Consider the following 18255-nt stretch of genomic DNA (forward strand, 5'->3'; position numbering starts at 1 on the left):
CCCCCGGGACGTCCACGTGGGTCGGGTAGACCCATCGCCCGTGAGGAGCCCGCGGGCGATAGCGACGACCGCGATAAGTACACCACGAGACCCGGCCCGGGTGAACTGGTCGCCGCCGGGTCCTCACCCGGCCGGGTCGCCCTCTACCGTCGAGGGGTGACGACGTACGGACGCGAACTCCTGGGCCACCTGCTCGAGCACCTGCCGTCCGGGCCGTCACCAGTCACCCACACCGTCGACCTGCCCGCCCGCGAGGCCCGGTATGCGGACTGGCCGGCGTGGGCCCACCCGGGGTTGGTCGACGAACTACGCGGTCGGGGCGTCGACCGGCCCTGGGCCCACCAAGTGGCCACCGCCGAGCACGCGCACGCGGGCCGCAACGTCGTGGTGGCCACCGGCACCGCGTCCGGAAAGTCGCTCGGCTACCAGCTGCCCGCGCTCAGCGCGCTCGCCGCGGACCGGGGGGCCTGCGTGCTGTACCTGTCCCCCAACAAGGCCCTGGGCCAGGACCAGCTGTCGTCGGTCGTGTCGCTGGTGGACGCCGTGCCCGGACTCGCCCACGTGACCCCCGCGTCCTACGACGGGGACACCCCGACCGACGCCCGTCCGTGGATCCGCGAGAACTCCCGCTGGATCGTCACCAACCCGGACATGCTCCACCTGTCGATGCTCGGCCGGTCCCGCCAGTGGACGCGTGTCCTGCGGGGGCTCCGCTTTGTCGTCGTCGACGAATGTCACTCCTACCGGGGCGTGTTCGGCTCCAACGTCGCCCTGATCCTGCGGCGGCTCGACCGGCTCGCCCGGGCCCTGGGGGCCGACCCGACGTTCATCCTGGCCTCCGCCACCACCTCGGACGCCGGCGCGGCCGCCAGCACGCTCGTCGGCCGCCCCTGCGTGGAGGTGACCGACGACGCCTCACCCCAGGGGGGCCGGACCGTCGCACTGTGGGAGCCCCCGCTGATGGACGGGCTCTCCGGGGAGAACGGGGCCCCCGTGCGGCGGCCGGCGCCCGTCGAGGCGTCCACCCTCATGGCCGGGCTGGTGGCCGAGGGCGCGCGAACGCTGACCTTCGTGCGCTCCCGGGCCGGCGCCGAGTCAACGGCGCTGCGGGCGCGCGAGCGCCTGGTCTCCGACCACGGTGAGCGGGGCCGGGAGCTGGCCGGGCGGATCGCCGCCTACCGCGCCGGGTATCTGGCCGAGGACCGACGACGACTCGAACGCGGCCTGGCCGAGGGGGACCTGGTGGGGGTGGCCTCGACCTCCGCGCTCGAACTGGGTGTGGACATCTCCGGACTGGACGCCGTGGTCAGCGCCGGGTTCCCGGGGACCATCGCCTCGTTCTGGCAGCAGGCGGGCCGGGCGGGTCGACGGGGGCAGGGTGCGCTGGTGGTCCTGGTGGCCCGCGACGACCCGCTCGACACCTATCTCGTCCACCACCCGGAGGCGCTGCTCGGCAGGCCGGTCGAGGCCACCGTCACCGATCCCCGCAACCCCGTCCTTCTGGCCGGGCAACTGCGGTGCGCGGTGAGCGAGAGGCCAATGACGCACGAGGAGGCCCGCGCCTGGGGCGCCACGGAGGTCCTGGAGGAACTGGCCGCGCGGGGGCTGGTCCGGCGCCGACCCGTGGGGTGGTACCCCGCAGCGGACGACCACACCCCGCACACGGAGGTCGACATCCGCGGGACCGGCGGGGCCGAGGTGGTGATCGTCGACGCCGTGGACGGCCGGATGCTCGGGACCATCGACTCGGTCCGGGCCCGGTCCCAGGTCCACCCGGGGGCGCTGTACCTGCACCAAGGAGAGTCCTTCGTGGTGGACGAGCTGAACCTGGACGACGGGCTCGCGCTGTGCCGGCCGGAGGAACCCGAGTGGACCACCTCGGCCCGGGAGCAGGTGTCGATCGACCTGATCGAGACGCTGGAATCGGTCTCCGCCGGGCCGGTGACGCTGTCCTACGCCGAGGTGGAGGTGACCGCACGCGTGACCGGATACCAGCGGCGCCTGCGTGGCGGGGAGATCCTGGACGTGACGCCGCTGGACCTGCCCGAGACCGTCCTGGCCACCCGGGCGGTGGTGTACACCCTGACCCCGCAGCTGCTGCGGGTCGCCGGGCTGGAGGAAGCGGACTGGCCGGGCGCGCTGCACGCCGCCGAGCACGCGGCCATCGGCCTGCTCCCTCTGGTCGCGACCTGCGACCGCTGGGACATCGGCGGCGTCTCGACGGCCCTGCACCCCGACACGGGACTGCCCACGGTGTTCGTCTACGACGGCTACGCGGGCGGCGCGGGCTTCGCCGAACGCGGATACCGGCGCGCGACCTCGTGGCTCCGGGCGACCCTGGACGCCATCCGCTCGTGCGAGTGCGAGACCGGCTGCCCCTCCTGTATCCAGTCCCCCAAGTGCGGGAACGGCAACGACCCGCTCTCCAAGCCCGGCGCGATCGCACTGTTGACGGAGGTGGTGGGGCAGCTTGCGGAGTCCGTCGACTCATAACGGCCCCGCACGGGCCACCGCCGAGGCCGCCCCCACCCCCAGCACCCCGAGTTCGACCCGCACCTCGGCCCGGATCACCACGTCATGGCCGTCGACCGTGCACCCGGCCACGACGGCGCGGTTGGCGGTGGCCACCCCGGCTGCGGCCGAACACGGGTCCTCCGAGGCGCGGAGCGCGTGCGCCCCGGCGAGGGCGGCCAGGTCCGCCGCCGACCGGGCGGAGTGCGCGGCCACCGCCGCCCTCCCCACGAGCAGCACAGCCACAGTGAGGGCCAGGACCGCAGCCGCCGCGAACGCGGTCACGACGCTCATGTAGCCGCCATCACCACGCGACCTGACTCCGCGCCGGTCACGCCCCCTCACCCGGCCACCCCCGGTTCGGCACTCGCCACCGCACGGCCCGTGAGCACGACCCCCGGCAGCCCCCGGGCCGGGACGCTGACCTGCGCCGTCACACTCCTCCCCTCGCTGTCGACCCTCACCTCGGCTCCCGGCGCCGCCGCCCGTCCGGCGGCGATACCTTCCTGCGCACCGGACATGGCCGCCACCCGCGCGGCTTCCCGTGCGGCGTCGACGACCCGGATCTGGGTGAGCGCCGCGGCGGCCCCGGAAGCGGCCACGGCCAGGACCACGACGAGCGAGGCGATCCCCAGCGCGGCCTCAACGGTCACCGAGCCCCGGTCCCCGGTGGCCGCCGCGCGGAACCGGCGCGAGGCCGTCACACCGAGGTGTTGAGCGCCCGTTCGATGATCCCGCCCAGCGCGTCGGGTATCGAGTCGCCGCTGACGACCATGTAGAGCACGGCCCCGAAGGCCGCGGCGGCGATGGTGCCCACGGCGTACTCGACGGTGGACATCCCTGCGTCGGGCGCGTCCGCGGCGGCGAATCGGTGCGACAGGGCGATGCGGGCGCGGCACAAGGCGGAGGTGATCCGGGAGTGGGTGTGAGTGGTCATCGTGCGTCTCCTTCATGGTGACCGGGGCGGCGTGTCCACCCCGGAATCGGTGAGCGGGGCGCCGGTTCACGGCAGGACCCCCGGCAGCATCCCGTCGGCCAGACCCACGACGACGGGGAGGACTCCCAGGCAGACGAACGCCGGGAGGAAGCACAGCCCGAGCGGGCCGGCCACGAGGACGGCAGCGCGTTCGGCGCGGGCGGTCGCGGCGGCGTCGGCGTCCGAGCGCATGCGACCGGCCGCGTGGTCGAGCGCGGCGCGGACGGACCCGCCGCCGTCGGTGGCGCGTGCGAGCACCGACGCCACAGGGGCCAGTCGATCCGCCCCGGGGACCTCGCGCCACGCCTGTGCGGGGGTCGCTCCGAGGCGCACGCGCGCTGCCGCGGCGTGGAGGGGCCCCGCCACGCCGGGATCGATGGGGGCGACCGCGTCCCCGACGGCGCCCAGCGCGAGGTGGGTGGGCAGTCCGGCGAGCAGCGCCACCGCGAGCAGGTCGAGCATCCGCGCGAGGGACCCGGTCTCCGCCGGTCCGGCGCGTCCCCGTCGCACACGGTCGAGGACCGGGGACAGCGCGCCCACCTTCGCGAACAACCATGGCCGACGTGGGATGGCACCGCCGATCGACCCCGCAACAGAGCCGGAGGCCGCGGTGGAGCTGGCGGTGGACACAGCGGCGAGGTCACGCAGCCGATCTGCGGCGGCGCTGTGCCACGGAGCGACGCACACGGCGGCGGCGATCAGCAGCAGGGCCGTGGTCATCGCGACGCCCCGTCCACGATCCGCTCCGTCCACATCAGACCCGCCGCCAGGAAACCGGCTCCGATCAGGCACAGCGCGCCGCCGATCGGGCCCGCGACCAGCACCCCGAGGGGGTCGGCGCCGAAACCCGACCCCAGCAGCACGCCGAATCCGGGCAGGCCGGTGAGTATCACCGCAGTGGCGCGGGGGCCGGCCAGCGCGGCGTCCACGCGCACGGCCCGCTCTCGCCGCGAGGCCACGTCCGCCCTGAGCCCGTCCACCACCTCGGCCAGCACCACCCCGTGGCGGGTGGCCAGGTGCCACGCGCCCGCCAGCTCGCCCGCCACGCGATCGGCACCCCCGACTCCCGCCGATGACGCACTCGCCACGTCCGCCACCGCCCCACCCGCCTGCCGGGTGGCGGCCTCGTGCAGCGCGGTGGCGACGTCCCCGCCCAGTCGGGCATGGGAGGCCGCAGAGCTGAGAATCTCCGCGACGCCGGGGTCCCCGGAGGACGCACCCTCCGCAGCGCGGTGCAGCGCCTCCTCCGGACCGGCGCCGGCCCGCAGGGCGGACGACGCGTCGTCGAGCGCGCGCTCCCAGGATCCGAGGCGCGTGAGCCTCGCTCCGCGTACGCCCGCACGCCTACGCAACTCGGACACCACCGCTCCGAGCAGGGCGGCCGCGCACGCGTGGAGCGGCCCTGCCGCGACCAGACCCATGAGACCGGCGGCCACGGGGACGACCACCTTCTTCGGCGCCCGGCCCAGGACGGCGGGCAGGACCCGCCGCCGGGCTGCGGCATCGCCACAGACGTACCGGAGCCTCGTCCGGGCCAGACCGTCCGGCCACGCGATCAGGGCCCCGGCCAGCAGCACCATCGCCGCCGTCACCTGACGGCCCCCGCGATCAGGGCCTCGAAGGCCGGTCGGCCGGGTATCTCTGCCCCGTCGGCGCGCCAGGCGGGGTCCACAACGATCCCGTGCACGTCCCGCCGGACCACGCCCATGGAGTCCACGGTCCGTCTCCCGTCGGGCAGTCGGCGCATCCCCACCACCACCCTGAGCGAGGCGGCGACCTGCGCGGACAGCGCAGCGCGGTCGAGCCCGCCGAGCGCCCCGAGTGCCTCGAGCCGTGCCGGGAGTTCCGTGGGCGAGTTCGCGTGGACGGTGCCGGCGCTCCCGTCGTGCCCGGTGTTGAGCGCGGCGAGCAGGTCCGCGACCTCGCCGCCCCTCACCTCGCCCACCGCGATCCGGTCGGGGCGCATCCGCAGCGCCTGCCGGACCAGGTCGGACATGGCCACCCCGCCCGCGCCCTCGACGTTGCCGTGCCGCACCACCAGACGGACGACGTGCGGGTGCGCGGGCCGAAGCTCCGGGGAGTCCTCGACGCACAGCAGCCGTTCACCCGGCGGGACCAGGCCGAGCAGCGCGGCGAGGAGCGTCGTCTTGCCCGAACCCGTGCCGCCCACCACGAGGTATCCGATCCGGGCCGCGACCAGCCCCCGGAGCAGCGGCTCGGCCGGTGGCGGGACCGTCCCGGACTCCACCAGCCTGTCGAAGGTGGCCTGCGCGGGTCGCGAGACCCGCAGTGACAGGCAGGTCCCGTCCACCGCGACCGGGGGCAGCACCGCGTGCAGCCGCCAGGCCATCCCGTCCCGGGATCGCACGACCCCATCCGCCCAGGGCCGGGCGTCGTCGAGCCGCTGGCCGGCACGCCCCGCCAACCGCACCGCGAGGGCCCGCAGCTCCGGCTCGGTGGCCACCACCACGTCGGTCTCCTCGAGTCCCCGCCCGCAGTCCACCAGCGCCGGACCCGGACCGTCGACCACGACGTCGGTGACCCCGGGGCTCGCCAGGAGCGCTTCGAGTGGCCCGGCGCCGGCGAGATGCTCGCGGACCAGGCGCGCGGTCCGCAGTAGATCCAGGTGGCCGTGCAGGGCGCCGGACTCCGCCCGGACGGCGCGCACCACCTCGTCGGGGTCCGGTTCCACCCCGAGACCGGCCAACCGGGCGCGGACCCGGTCCACCAGGTCACCGGGGATCGAGGCCATCCCTGAATCCTCACCGGTCACCGGAGAGCACCTCCCCCAGGAGTGCGTCCGCGAGGGCTCCGAGTCGCCGCAGTCGCCACCGCGAACCGCGTGCTCCGGCCTCGAGCGCCCCGCCGAGGTCGCCGGTCCCGGCCAGACGGCGCACGGACCGGACCTCCGGCAGGACGTGCCACCGGACGAGCCCCGCCGCGTCGGCGACATCCGCCGCCTCCAGCGGGTCCCCACGGTGCGTACGGATCACCAGGGTGGCGCCGGGGAGCTCGCATGTGATCCGCCCGGCCGCGACGACACCCTGGAAGTCCGCCCTGGTCACCACGACGACGAGGTCCGCACGTGCGAGCACCGGGTCGCCTACCGCGAATCCGCCCACATCACAGACCACCAGTCCGCCGGCCGCCCGGTGGGCGGACACCGCGCCGAGGGCACCGTCGGAGGCCGACCTCGCCACCGGGGTCTCGTCGCGGTCCCTCGACCGGGCCAGCACCCGGCACCCCGTCCCGACCTCGGGAACGGCGCCCCACAGCGCGTCGGGGTCGGGGCCGCCCAGCTCGGCGCGCACGTCTTCGATCCTCAGTCCCGGCTCGGACTCCGCCCCGAGGACCAGGTCGATCCCGGTTCCCCGCGGGTCCGCCTCCACCAGGAGGGTCCGGCCGAAGTCGGCCGCGCGGACGGCGATCGCGGCCGCCAGGGTGCTGACGCCGCATCCCCCCACCGCCCCCACCACGGCCACCAGCACTCCACCGCCGGTGGTGACCGGGGCCAGGAGCGCCCCGACGAGATCCGCGGTCCCGGAGGGCAGACGGATCACCTCGTCGTCGTCGCCAGCGGCGTCCTCGCCTCCCACCCGCACCACACGGGCCACGCCGGGCCGCGGATCGGCGTGGTCCCGGTCCGTCACCACCACATCCGCGGTGTCGACTTCCCGGGTGACCGGGTCGAGGGCGAGTGCGGCGAGCACCGCCCGGACGTCGGCGTCGAGGTCCGGGTCGGCCACATCGACCGCGACGGCCCTGCCCGCCAGGTGGTCGGGGACGGCGTCGCGAGGTGGGCGAGGGCTCTGGGTCACGGCCACAGCGTCGCGCACACGACCGCGGGCAACCCCGGCCCGGCGCGTCATCCGGGGGCGGGCTGTGGAGAGGCCGTGGGTGTGGAAGAAACGCCCCGAAATAGAGAGAAACCGCGGCAGGGGGGCGCCGCGGTTTCTCGAAGTCCCGATTCGTAGGGGGGACGAATCGAGCACCTGTAGGGGGATGCTCTTTCGAGCGTGATCAGTATCACTTATCCACGCCTCGAGCGCAAGAACCGTATCGTGGAGGCGTGTCCGCCCCACGCCTCAAGGGCCCTCGGTCATCGCACCGACCTCGCCGGATCGCCGCGTTCTTCGACCTCGACAAGACGATCATCGCCACCTCGTCGGTGTTCGCGTTCAACAAGTCGTTCCTCGACGAGGGCCTGCTGTCGCGCCGATCGGTGATCGATCTGGCATACACCCAGCTCGCCTTCAGCCTCTCCGATGCCGACGACGAACAGATGCAGAAGGTCCGCCAGGCCATGGCGACCGCCACCAAGGGTTGGGAGCCCGAGAAGGTCGAGCGGATCGTCACCGAGGCCCTCACGGAGAAGGTCACGCCCACCGTCTACTCGGAGGCACAGGAACTCCTCGCCGAGCACCGGGCGCTCGGCCACGACCTCGTGATCGTGTCCGCCTCCGGGGAGGAGCTGGTGGCACCGATCGCGCGGATGCTCGGCGTGGACCACTACGCCGGGACGCGCATGAGCCGCGATGCGGACGGGCGATACGGCGGATCCATCGAGTTCTACTGCCAGGGTCCGGGCAAGGCCGAGGCCATCCGGGGTTTCGCCCAGCGCTACGGGTACGACCTGGAGGCCTCGTACGCCTATTCCGACTCCTCCACCGACCTCCCGATGCTCGAGGAGGTGGGACACCCCACGGTCATCAACCCGGACCGGACCCTGCGCCGTGAGGCCCTGGAGCGCGGGTGGCCCATCCTCACCTTCTCCAGCCCCACCCCGTTGCTGCCGACGCTGGAACGCGCGTCCGGGCCGATCATCGGCGTCGGGGCGATCGCGCTCGCGGTGGGTGCCGCAACGGTGTCCTTCGCGCGTTCCGCGCGGCGGGGCGCCTGACCCCGGTCCCGCGAGCGGAGAGGTCCGCCCGGAGCGCACCCACCCGGAAGATCCCACCGGGGCTCGGGGCACAACACCTCATCGTCCGCCGGCCAACGCACGGGAGGCGATGGCGGGAACCACCGGTAAGTCCCCGGGTTCCTTGTGGGATCCCACCATCGCCGGGACCCCGACCCGCGCGGCATGCTCAAAGCACGGTGACGCAGGACGCCAGGACCGCGACGGAGGAGAAGTCACGGTTCCCCGTCCGAGACACCGTCATCGATACTCCGGAACCCACGCGACGGATGACGCCCGAGAGGCACACCAGCCGTGGGTCCGCGCCAGCCGTCACCGACGGTTGTCCCGGACCGGCGACACGGCGGACCACAGGACGCTTGGTACCCGGATCTCTCGATGGAACCGCAGCGAGTGGGCGGGTCGGCACGAGTGCCGGCCCGCCATTCGCGCGCCACGCGGACCACACGCGGTGGATCGCGGTGCATCACAGGTCACCTGCCCTGCGCAACGGTCAGCTCCCGGCGGCCTCGGCGATCGAGGTGGCCTCGCGAGCACCGGCCTCGAGCGCTCTACAGCAGTGGAGAATCCATGATCCGACACCCTCACCGGTACCAGAGAGAAAGCCCTCCAGGGCCGATCGATGCCCCGCGGGATCCCGGTAGAAGGTCACCTCAGGCACGCCGAGACAGTGTGGGTCGAGGCCGGTGGACACGGTCACCAACCGGAAAGCCGCCCGCGCCACCACGCCGTCGGCGGACCCGAACGGCCGCATCCCGGACAGCTCGCCCAGGACCACCGACGCCAGGACCGGGGCGGGCACCGACGTCCCGCCCGTCACCAGCTCCGCCAGCCCCTGCAATCGCTCGGCCACTCCCCGATCCGCCCGGGGGCGGCCGAGGGACGCCGCATCCACCCCGGGCCCGGATGCGGCCAGCAGATGCAGATGCGCCAACTCCTGAAGCGGCGACCGGGTCCACACCGCCACAGCCCGGTCGAGAGATTCGCCCGTCAGCTCACCGGCCACCCGCAGAGCGCCGGCGAGCACCTCGTCATGATCGCCGTCGGCGTCCAACCGCACCGAGGCACCCTCCACCCCGGCTGATGCCCGGGCCCCGCGCAGCACCGACTCCGCCGCCGTGGTGGGCCAGCCCCGACGGTTCGCCGGATGGCGGTGGACGCTCGCGAGCGCACCGCGGGCCGCCTCGGACGCCTCCGCGACGCCGGGCAGGGAAACCAGCGGGGCGAGGGGATCCTGGGCGCGTGTGGTCACGCGGACGAGGTTACCGACCCGGGCGCGGCGGTCGCCCCGCGCACCGCAATCCGCCGACACAAGCGTCCAACGGCCGGTTCCACCGCTGTCTAGCTGGTGTAATCAGCGGTACCCCAGGGCGCTCCCCCCGGCTCCCAGGGTTCCCCGACCCCACCTCGACCCCGACCCGCCCCGGTTCCACCTCTACCCCCGGAGATCCCGTGACCCTCAAAGACCAACTGGACGCCCTCCTCGACGCGACGGCATTCGATTCGACGGGGGCGAAGATCGGCGCGGTCCGCCAGGTGTACGTGGACGACGCCAGCGGCAAGATCACCTTCGCGACCGTCTCGACCGGCATCTTCTCCTCGGACGCCATCGTCCCCCTCTACGGCGCGCGACTCCTCGACGACGAACTGCATGTGGACCACACCCGCGCCGTCATCCGGGACTCCCCCCGCCCCGACCACACCGAGGACGCCCTCACCCCCGAACAGGAGGTCAGGCTCCTGGAGTACTACGGGATCGATGCCCCGACCCGGGGGCGCGAGGCCGCCCCGTCCACGACCGAAAGGTCGGCGGGGGCGACGGAGAAGTCCGCGAAGACGACGGCGCCGGGCAGCGCGTCGACCACCGGTAAGGCGCCGGGCAGCGCCGCAACCGACGGGAAGACGCCGGCCAGCGCGACAGCCGACGGGAAGGCGCCGGGCAGCGCGGCAGCCGACGGGAAAGCGAAGAACAGCGGGGCGACCACGGCGAAGGGGTCCGACAAGACGCCCGTCAGGGCGCCCGACGATTCCGCCACCACAACCGAGGAGTCCCGGGACGCGCGACCGGCGACGGGAACGACGACGGGAATGACGACGAGGTCACCGGGATCCCCGGCGGGCGGAGGCCGGTCCGACGCCAAGACTCCCGCCCCACAGAAGGGCGAAACCACCCCTGCTGACGGCGACGAGACCGTCGAATCCCCAGGCCGCGACCGGAAGTCCTGACCCCCACTCCCCCCGCGCCCCCCTATCGGGTGTGTTGCGAAACACGGCAGACCGTATGTGACTACGCTCACAGAAACCGGTCCGGTCGTTTCCGCCGTGTCGATTCCGGCCGCCGTGAACACACATCCCGAGAGAGGCCCGCTGATGACCGATCACGACCACACCCAGACCTACGCACCCGACCCCGCCTTCACCGCCCAGGCCAACGCGCAGGCCGACCTCTACGACGCCGCAGGCGCCGACAGACTCGCGTTCTGGGACGAGCAGGCACGGCGCCTGGACTGGTCCACGGAGTGGTCCGAGGTGCTCGACTGGTCCGACGCGCCGGTCGCCAAGTGGTTCGTCGGCGGCAGGCTCAACGTGGCCCACAACTGCGTGGACCGCCACGTCGAGGCCGGCAACGGCGACCGGGTGGCCATCCACTGGATCGGCGAGCCGGAGGACGACGCCCGCGACATCACCTACGCCGAGCTCAAGGACGAGGTCAGCCGCGCGGCCAACTACCTCAGCTCCCTCGGGCTCGTGGCCGGCGATCGGGTGGCGATCTACATGCCACTGCTGCCCGAGGTCTACATCGCGATGCTGGCCTGCGCCCGCCTCGGACTGACCCACTCAGTGGTGTTCGCCGGCTTCTCCCCCAACGCGCTCCGCCAGCGAATCGACGACGCGGAGGCGAAGGTCGTCATCACCGCCGACGGCCAGTTCCGTCGCGGCAAGCCCGCGCCGCTCAAGGCCGGCGTCGACGACGCGCTCTCCGGCAACGGCGTCGACGCCGAGGGGACCGCCGAATCGGTGCAGACCGTCCTCGTGGTCCGTCGGACCGGGCTCGACGTGGAGTGGACCGACGGCCGGGACGCGTGGTGGGACGAGGTGGTCCCGCAGCAGTCCACCGAGCACACACCCGAGGCCTTCGACTCCGAGCATCCCCTGTTCCTGCTCTACACCTCCGGGACCACCGGGAAGCCCAAGGGCATCGTCCACACCTCCGGTGGCTACCTCACCCAGGCGTCCTACACCCACCACAACGTGTTCGACCACAAGCCCGGTCAGGACGTCTACTGGTGCACCGCGGACGTCGGCTGGGTCACCGGGCACACCTACGGCGTGTACGCGCCGCTCTCGAACGGCGCCGAGTGCATCGTCTACGAGGGCACCCCCAACTCACCGGACGAGCACCGTCACTTCCAGATCATCGAGAAGTACGGCGTCACCATCTACTACTCGGCGCCGACCCTCGTGCGGACCTTCATGAAGTGGGGCGCCGAGATCCCGGCCGCGCACGACCTGTCGTCGATCCGCCTGCTCGGCTCCGTGGGTGAGCCCATCAACCCGGAGGCGTGGCGCTGGTACCGCGACAACCTCGGCGGCGGCACCGCCCCCATCGTGGACACCTGGTGGCAGACCGAGACCGGTGCGATCATGATCTCCCCGCTGCCGGGCGTGACGGAGACCAAGCCCGGATCGGCCATGCGGCCGCTGCCCGGCATCTCCGTGTCCATCGTGGACAACGAGGCCAAGGAAGTCGCCGCGGAGGAGCAGGGCTTCCTCGTACTCACCGAGCCGTGGCCCTCCATGCTCCGTGGCATCTGGGGCGACATGGAGCGCTACCGCGACACCTACTGGTCCCGGTTCGCCGAGGAGGGGTACTACTTCGCCGGCGACGGCGCCAAGTGGGACTCCGACGGCGCACTCTGGGTGCTGGGCCGCGTCGACGACGTGATGAACATCTCCGGCCACCGCATCTCCACCTCCGAGGTGGAGTCCGCCCTCGTCGGGCACCGCGCGGTCGCCGAGGCGGCAGTGGTGGGCGCCAACGACGAGACCACCGGCCAGGCGATCGTCGCGTACGTGATCCTGCGCGGCAACGTCGACGCCGAGGAGGACCGCCAGAAGCTCATCGACGAGCTGCGCGCCGAAGTCTCACGGGAGATCTCCCCGATCGCCAAGCCGCGCGACATCACGATCGTGCCCGAGCTGCCCAAGACGCGCTCCGGGAAGATCATGCGGCGCCTGCTCAAGGACATGGCAGAGGGCCGGGACGGCGGGGACACCTCGACCCTGTCCGATCCCACCATCATGGAGCAGATCAGGGAGAAGGGCACGCGCGGCTGACCGGGTAGCGGGTGAAGGCAGCCACGTGTCGTGGCACGATAGACGGCGGTGCATCCGTCGCCTGACTATGGAGGAACAACCGTGAGCCACGCCCAGGGAACCCACTCGCCGACCGAGGCTTCGATCCCCCTGCACGACGCGGACTCGATCGGTCGGGGCGACGCCAGCATCGGAACCCTGGTCAAGAACGCCACCACGCAGATGTCCACGCTCGTCCGCGCGGAGATCGAACTCGCCAAGACCGAGGTCACCGAGCAGGTCAAGAGGGCGGCTACCGGGTCGGGCTTCTTCGTCGCGGCGCTCGTGCTGCTCCTGATGTCCTTCTTCCCGTTCGTCTTCATGTGGGCAAAGCTCATCTCCCTGTGGTTCGGCACCCAGTCCTGGGACTGGATCGGCTTCCTCATCGTCTTTGTGGTGCTGGTGCTGTTGGCGGCGGTCTGCGCCCTGCTCGGCTACCGCAAGGTCAAGAAGATCCGCAAGCCCCAGCGCACCATCGACTCGGTGTCCGACCTCAAGCTGGCCATGCCCACGGGCACCCAGCCGCGGCCCGGGACGGTGCGGGTCACCGAGACCCCCCAGCCCGCCACGCGCAGCTGAAGACTCCGGCACACCGGCCGCCCGACCCGTCGATCGTCAGGATCGACGGGTCGTGGCGGCATCGTGATGTCTCGGCCAACGGCATCCGTCTGCACGTCGCCGAGGCCCTGCCGTCCGACACCATCCCCGGTGAGCTCCCCCCGCTGGTGGTGTTGATCCACGGCCTGGGCGGGATCTGGTGGACCATGCGCAAGCCTCTCGTCGCGCTGGCCGAGGCCGGTTTCCACGCCGTCGCGGTGGACCTGCGGGGCCACGGGGACTCCGACAAGCCACCGCGCGGGTACGACGGATGGACCCTGGCCTCGGACATCACGCACCTCATCCGCGCGCTCGGGCACTCCTCCGCGGTGATCGTGGGGCAGGGCGAGGGCGGATTCGTGGCGTGGACGGCGGCATACCACCGGCCTCGTGCGGTGCGGGGCCTCGTCGTCGTCGGCTCTCCCCACCCCCTCGCCACCCGTCACGCCGCGCTCCGCGATCGCGCCCAACGCCGCGCCCTGGTCCCCCGCCTCCTCGCTGACCAGGCGCCCCGGCTCCCCGAGCGGCGTCTCACCACCGACGGCGCGGCGTCGGTAGAGGCGATGCTCCGGGACTATTCCGGGCCGGCGTGGCAGGACACCGACGACTTCCGTGAGACCTCCGGCCTGCTCAGGCAGGCCATGCTCATCCCCAAGGTCGCCCACCTGTCCCTGGAGTCGCGCCGGTGGATGGTCCGCAGCCAGCTCCGCCCGGACGGCCGCGACTTCCGACGCACGGTCTCGGGCGTCCTGGACCAGCCGGTGCTGGGGATCAGCGGCGCGGAGGACCGGTTCATCCGGCCGTCGACGGTCCGGGCGTCAGCGGCGTGGGCCAGGGACTTCCGCACCGAACTGGTCGCGAACGCCGGGCACTACCCGGCGATGGAGCAACCCCGCGCGACCTCCCGGCTGATCGTGGATTTCGCGTACCGCGCGGGCGGGCTCTGACGGCCCGGTCCTCCCTCGGGCGGGCCAGACCCGCTTACGCGAGCCCGTGCCGCCCCCCTTCCTCGGCTTACGCGTCTCCTCTGCTCGGTGATCGCCGGGGTGCGCGGCGACAACGGACCATTCCCGCCGCGTAAGCCAGAAGGGCCGCGCAAGTCGGGCGGGGCGGATGGTCGGGCGGGCCGGGGCGAGCGGGCGGGGCGGACGGGCGGGCCGGGCGGGCCGGGGCGAGCAGGCGGGGCGGAAGTCCCGGGCCAGCCGAACCGGGGGTGTCCGCTCAGCGGGCTCCGACGCAGCTGCCGGTGGGGACGGGCTCCAACGAGTCGACCGCCCGCTCGAGCTGCGGCAGCACCTGCTCGACCGTGAGCGCGTACCCGGTGTCGGCGGCGTCCATCGCGGCGCCGAAGACCACGCCCACGACCTGCCCCTGCGGCGTGATCAGCGGACCACCGGAATTGCCCTCGCGCACCGAGCCACGCAGGATGTACACCTCTCGCTCGACGGTCGCCTCGCGGTAGATGTCCGGACCACGGAGGGTCACCCTCTCCCGGATGCGGGCGGCGTCCGGCCGATAGGGACCGTTGCCGGGGTAGCCCACCACGATGGCGTCGTCGCCGCTGCGGCCCTGGCGGTCGGCGAAGGGCAGGACCGGGGCCTGGAGACCCGGTACGCGCAGGACGGCCACGTCGACGCCCGGGTCGTAGACCACCACGTCCGCGTCGAGTTCCCGGTCCCCTGCGACGACTCTCACCGAGTCCGTACCGGCCACAACGTGCGCGTTGGTCATGACCAGCCCGGGGGAGGCCACGAAGCCCGAACCCTCCAGGGCGCGGCTGCACGACTCCGCGCGGCCCAGGATCTTGAGCACGGACGGCTGCACCGCGGCCACGACCTCGGAGCCCGCGAGCACCGGGTCGGGCGGGGGCACCTCCTGCAGCGGCGTGGTGCCGAAGGGGCCGAGGATGTCGGGGAACCCGGTGGTGCCGAGGACCGACGTGAACGCCGCCGGGATCCGCTGCAACTGCTCGGGCGCCACGTCGTCGATCTTCGCCAGCACCGACGACCCGCGCACCGCCTTGCCCAGTCCCGGGCCCTCCTGCGCGGCCACCGGGATGGCGACCAACCACGCCACCAGCAGCATCGCCGCGGCCTGGAACACGGCTCCGACGGTGCTGTCGAGCACCCTGGCCCCCGCACCGGAGATGTAGCGCCGGGCGGCACGCCCGATCGTCACGCCGGCGATCTGGCCGATGAGCACCATCACCGCGATCACGGCCAGCCCCGCCGCGAGCCGTCCCACGGGGGAGTCGAGTTCCCTGACCAGATGAGGAGCCACGAGCAGGCCGGAGGTGGCGCCGATCGCCACCCCGAGCAGAGCGAATCCGGACGCCGCCGCGCCGTTGATCCACCCCGAGATCGCGGCCGCCGCGGCGAGTGCGTACAGCGCGAGGTCGAGCCACTGCGAGCCCGTCACCGGTACCCCCTCCGGGGTTCGTCAGCGGGCAGGTCGAGCGGTTCCTCGTCCTTCTCCTCTGCAAGGCCTGTCCGGGCGCCGGGCACCCCGGCGACCGTCCTGTCCGCCAGCGGATCGGAGGACTCGCGACGCGCCTCCTCCGCCGACAGCCAGGGCCGCTCCCCGTTCGCGGAGGCCGACAGGGTCCGCTCCAGATCGCGCACGTCGCCCGAGTCCCAGTCCAGGTCCCAGCCCGCGGAATGGAACATCGCGGCCAGGATCCCGGCGGTGAAACCCCACACCACCAGGTCCTCGTGCTGGAACGCGGGGCCCGTCCACCCGGTGGAGTGCCGCAGCAGGAAGCGGTTGGCGGGGTCGAGCAACTCCCCCACCGGCACCGTCATCACCCTCGCGGTCTCGGCCGGATCCACCGACGAGACCTCCATCGGCTCCCGCCAGTACGCCAGCACCGGGGCGACGGAGTAGTTGGAGACGGGGATGTACAACTCGGGCAGCACCGCGAGCACGTCCACACCGTCGCTCTCCAGTCCGGTCTCCTCCCACGCCTCACGCAGGGCCGCCTCGACCGGCCCGCTGTCCGTGTCGTCGACCCCGCCACCCGGGAACGAGATCTGCCCGGAGTGGCTGCGCAGGGTCGGCGCGCGGTGCGTGAGCAGCACGCGGGCGTCCTCCGGGGGACGCGGCCCGGGGGCGTCGGCCGACCCCGAGAACAGCACCAGCACCGCGGCGTGCCGGTGCGGGCGGCCGACCTCGTTGGGGCCACTGTCCTCGGGCGGGCGCCGCCGGGGCAGCAGCCCGTCGAAGCTGCCGTCGGTGCAGGCCGCCATGAGCGGATCCATCCACCCGGGGTGCGGTACGCCGGTCACGTCACCGGGGCGGGGCACGGAGGCATCCCGCGCGCTACCGGTCATGCGGTGACCCCCAGGTGTTCTTCGACGGCGTCGAGCACGTCCTGCTCGGTGTCCATCGGTTGGATGAGGACGTGCGCCACGGTCCCGTCGGCGCGGACGAAGACCGTCAGTGGCAGCACGGGGGGTGCCCCGAGCAGCGTCGGCAGTTCCTCGTCCTGGTCGGAGACGGAGATGAGCTCCTCGATCCCGAGCGCCGCCAGGGTGTCGAACCCCTTGGTCTCGGACGGGTCGGTGTGGGACAACACCACGCGGACCCGATCCCCGAGCGTGGCCTGCGCGTCCCGGATGGCCGGCAGTTCCCTGCGGCACGGCTCGCACCAGTAGGCCCACATGTTCACCACCATGGGGCGGTCCGCCTGGATCTTGCCGAGAGTGGTGGTGCTGCCGTCGTCCATGCAGCGCACCATGAACCCGGCGACGGGGCCGGTGGTCGTGGCGGGCGCGGCGCTGTCGCGACAGGCGGGCAGGTCCGCGGTCGCGCGGGTCAGGTCGTCGACGACCGTCAGCGGCTCGTCGAGCGGGGGTGCCCCGACGGGGGGCGCGGCGGGGGCCGACGCCCCGGATCCGGGTCCCTCGTCGCCACCGAGGGTGGAGACCAGCGCGACGACGACGCCGATCAGCGCCACCAACGCCACCAGCGACCACCTCGCCGAGGCGCTCACGCCTGATCCCCCAGTCCGACCAGCTCCAACAGGTGCGATCGCTCGGGCCCTGCGACGAGGCGGGCGGCGGCCACCGGATCGAGCGGGCCGACCTCGCCGGCGGACGGGCAGTCCGCGGCCAGGGCACACGCGCCGCAGGCCGCCGTCCTCGCGTGACAGACCCGGCGACCGTGGAAGATGATCCGGTGGCTGGCGTCGGTCCACGTGGGCCGGGGCAGCAGCGCGGCCACCTCGCGCTCGATGCGCACGGGGTCGGTGGCCTCGGTCCACTTCCACCGGGCGACCAATCGCATGAAGTGGGTGTCCACCGTCAGGCCGGGCACACCGAACGCGTTGCCGAGCACCACGTTTGCCGTCTTGCGTCCGAATCCGGGGAGGGTGACCAGGTCCTCGAGCCGCCGCGGCACCTCGCCGTCGAACCTCTCCACCAGCGCCGCACCCAACCCCTGGATGCTCCGCGCCTTGTTGCGGTAGAAACCGGTCGGCCGGATCAGCGTCTCCAGTTCCTCGCGGTCCGCGCCGGCGTAGTCCGCGGCCGTGCGGTACCGGGCGAACAGTGCCGGCGTGACCTCGTTGACCCGCTTGTCCGTGCACTGCGCGGACAGGATCGTCGCGACGCTCAGCTCGAGAGGGTCCCGGAAATCCAGCTCGCAGTAGACGTGTGGGAACGCGTCCTCCAGGGTGCGGAGCATGCGCCGGGCGCGGCGGGTGCGCCCGAGGTCGGTTTCCACCCCCCTTGCGGCCACCCCTCGTCTGCGGCGCTTCACGGAAGCTGGAGCGGGGTCGGGCATGCGTCCACATTACGGCCCGGGCCACCTGCGGGTGAGCCGGCCGCACGTGCGCGTCGGCCCGCGGGGGTGTTTACTCGGGGGCATGCAGGGAATCCTCGTCGTCCTGGTCCCGGTC

At 73.1% G+C, this 18255-nt stretch carries 18 protein-coding genes; 6 read left to right on the plus strand and 12 right to left on the minus strand.

The features are described 5' to 3' along the window. Window positions 1-156: 156 nt before the first annotated feature. Window positions 157-2493: a DEAD/DEAH box helicase gene (locus CEY15_RS07925; RefSeq protein ID WP_095717977.1), complete on the plus strand. Its 2337-nt coding sequence runs from the start codon at window positions 157-159 to the stop codon at window positions 2491-2493. On the opposite strand, the gene CEY15_RS07930 is transcribed toward CEY15_RS07925, so the two are convergent. The 7 genes from CEY15_RS07930 to CEY15_RS07960 form a co-directional block, all read right to left on the minus strand. Beyond that, window positions 2488-2805, minus strand: coding sequence for an Rv3654c family TadE-like protein (locus CEY15_RS07930; RefSeq protein WP_095717978.1), 318 nt, complete (start codon window positions 2803-2805; stop codon window positions 2488-2490). The two genes, CEY15_RS07925 and CEY15_RS07930, sit on opposite strands and share 6 nt — an antisense overlap. 47 nt (window positions 2806-2852) lie before the next feature. Next, entirely contained in the window at window positions 2853-3215 is a 363-nt protein-coding gene (locus tag CEY15_RS07935) for a TadE family type IV pilus minor pilin (RefSeq protein ID WP_095717979.1), read from the minus strand. Further along, on the minus strand, window positions 3212-3448 hold the full coding sequence (locus CEY15_RS18960; protein WP_176475047.1) for a DUF4244 domain-containing protein: 237 nt from the start codon (window positions 3446-3448) through the stop codon (window positions 3212-3214). Before CEY15_RS18960 ends, CEY15_RS07935 begins: the two co-directional genes overlap by 4 nt. Before the next feature lie 66 nt (window positions 3449-3514). Continuing rightward, the gene (locus tag CEY15_RS07945; RefSeq protein WP_095717980.1) at window positions 3515-4207 is read right to left on the minus strand and encodes a type II secretion system F family protein; all 693 of its coding nucleotides are present in this window, start codon (window positions 4205-4207) and stop codon (window positions 3515-3517) included. Beyond that, window positions 4204-5079, minus strand: coding sequence for a type II secretion system F family protein (locus CEY15_RS07950; RefSeq protein ID WP_141244224.1), 876 nt, complete (start codon window positions 5077-5079; stop codon window positions 4204-4206). The genes CEY15_RS07945 and CEY15_RS07950 overlap by 4 nt, the downstream gene beginning before the upstream one ends. Next, on the minus strand, window positions 5076-6239 hold the full coding sequence (locus CEY15_RS07955; protein WP_176475048.1) for a TadA family conjugal transfer-associated ATPase: 1164 nt from the start codon (window positions 6237-6239) through the stop codon (window positions 5076-5078). Before CEY15_RS07955 ends, CEY15_RS07950 begins: the two co-directional genes overlap by 4 nt. Window positions 6240-6249: 10 nt before the next feature. Next, window positions 6250-7305 carry a chromosome partitioning protein gene (locus CEY15_RS07960; protein WP_245847397.1) on the minus strand — a complete coding sequence of 352 codons (1056 nt, stop codon included), beginning with the start codon at window positions 7303-7305 and terminating at the stop codon, window positions 6250-6252. Window positions 7306-7556: 251 nt separating this feature from the next. On the opposite strand from CEY15_RS07960, the gene CEY15_RS07965 reads away from it, so the two are divergent. Then, window positions 7557-8387: an HAD family hydrolase gene (locus CEY15_RS07965; RefSeq protein WP_095717984.1), complete on the plus strand. Its 831-nt coding sequence runs from the start codon at window positions 7557-7559 to the stop codon at window positions 8385-8387. Window positions 8388-8898: 511 nt separating this feature from the next. Here the strand turns inward: CEY15_RS07965 and CEY15_RS07970 are convergent. Continuing rightward, window positions 8899-9657 (minus strand): hypothetical protein, encoded by a 759-nt coding sequence (locus tag CEY15_RS07970; protein WP_031265259.1) that lies wholly within the window; start codon window positions 9655-9657, stop codon window positions 8899-8901. Window positions 9658-9857: 200 nt separating this feature from the next. Here CEY15_RS07970 and CEY15_RS18110 point away from each other — a divergent pair, with 200 nt between their 5' ends. From CEY15_RS18110 to CEY15_RS07995, 4 genes are all read left to right on the plus strand, one after another. After that, on the plus strand, window positions 9858-10631 hold the full coding sequence (locus CEY15_RS18110) for a PRC-barrel domain-containing protein (RefSeq protein WP_176475049.1): 774 nt from the start codon (window positions 9858-9860) through the stop codon (window positions 10629-10631). A gap of 144 nt (window positions 10632-10775) precedes the next feature. Then, window positions 10776-12743, plus strand: a complete 1968-nt coding sequence (gene acs / locus CEY15_RS07985) for an acetate--CoA ligase (protein WP_095717986.1) — start codon at window positions 10776-10778, stop codon at window positions 12741-12743. A gap of 81 nt (window positions 12744-12824) precedes the next feature. Next, on the plus strand, window positions 12825-13340 hold the full coding sequence (locus CEY15_RS07990) for a phage holin family protein (RefSeq protein ID WP_017838328.1): 516 nt from the start codon (window positions 12825-12827) through the stop codon (window positions 13338-13340). Window positions 13341-13381: 41 nt separating this feature from the next. Continuing rightward, window positions 13382-14305 carry an alpha/beta fold hydrolase gene (locus CEY15_RS07995; RefSeq protein WP_428844191.1) on the plus strand — a complete coding sequence of 308 codons (924 nt, stop codon included), beginning with the start codon at window positions 13382-13384 and terminating at the stop codon, window positions 14303-14305. Between the two features lie 274 nt (window positions 14306-14579). Here the strand turns inward: CEY15_RS07995 and CEY15_RS08000 are convergent, their stop codons facing one another. From CEY15_RS08000 to nth, 4 genes are read right to left on the minus strand one after another with little or no spacing between them, the layout of a single operon-like run. Further along, the gene (locus CEY15_RS08000; RefSeq protein ID WP_095717988.1) at window positions 14580-15776 is read right to left on the minus strand and encodes a MarP family serine protease; all 1197 of its coding nucleotides are present in this window, start codon (window positions 15774-15776) and stop codon (window positions 14580-14582) included. After that, entirely contained in the window at window positions 15773-16687 is a 915-nt protein-coding gene (locus CEY15_RS08005) for an NUDIX hydrolase (RefSeq protein ID WP_245847401.1), read from the minus strand. The genes CEY15_RS08000 and CEY15_RS08005 overlap by 4 nt, the downstream gene beginning before the upstream one ends. Continuing rightward, the gene (locus CEY15_RS08010) at window positions 16684-17349 is read right to left on the minus strand and encodes a TlpA family protein disulfide reductase (RefSeq protein WP_017838332.1); all 666 of its coding nucleotides are present in this window, start codon (window positions 17347-17349) and stop codon (window positions 16684-16686) included. Before CEY15_RS08010 ends, CEY15_RS08005 begins: the two co-directional genes overlap by 4 nt. Further along, the gene (gene nth, locus CEY15_RS08015; protein WP_017838333.1) at window positions 17346-18080 is read right to left on the minus strand and encodes an endonuclease III; all 735 of its coding nucleotides are present in this window, start codon (window positions 18078-18080) and stop codon (window positions 17346-17348) included. The genes CEY15_RS08010 and nth overlap by 4 nt, the downstream gene beginning before the upstream one ends. Between the last annotated feature and the right edge of the window lie 175 nt (window positions 18081-18255).

This window comes from Dietzia natronolimnaea (assembly GCF_002289575.1).
In the GTDB taxonomy this organism is placed as follows: Bacteria; Actinomycetota; Actinomycetes; order Mycobacteriales; family Mycobacteriaceae; genus Dietzia; species Dietzia natronolimnaea_A.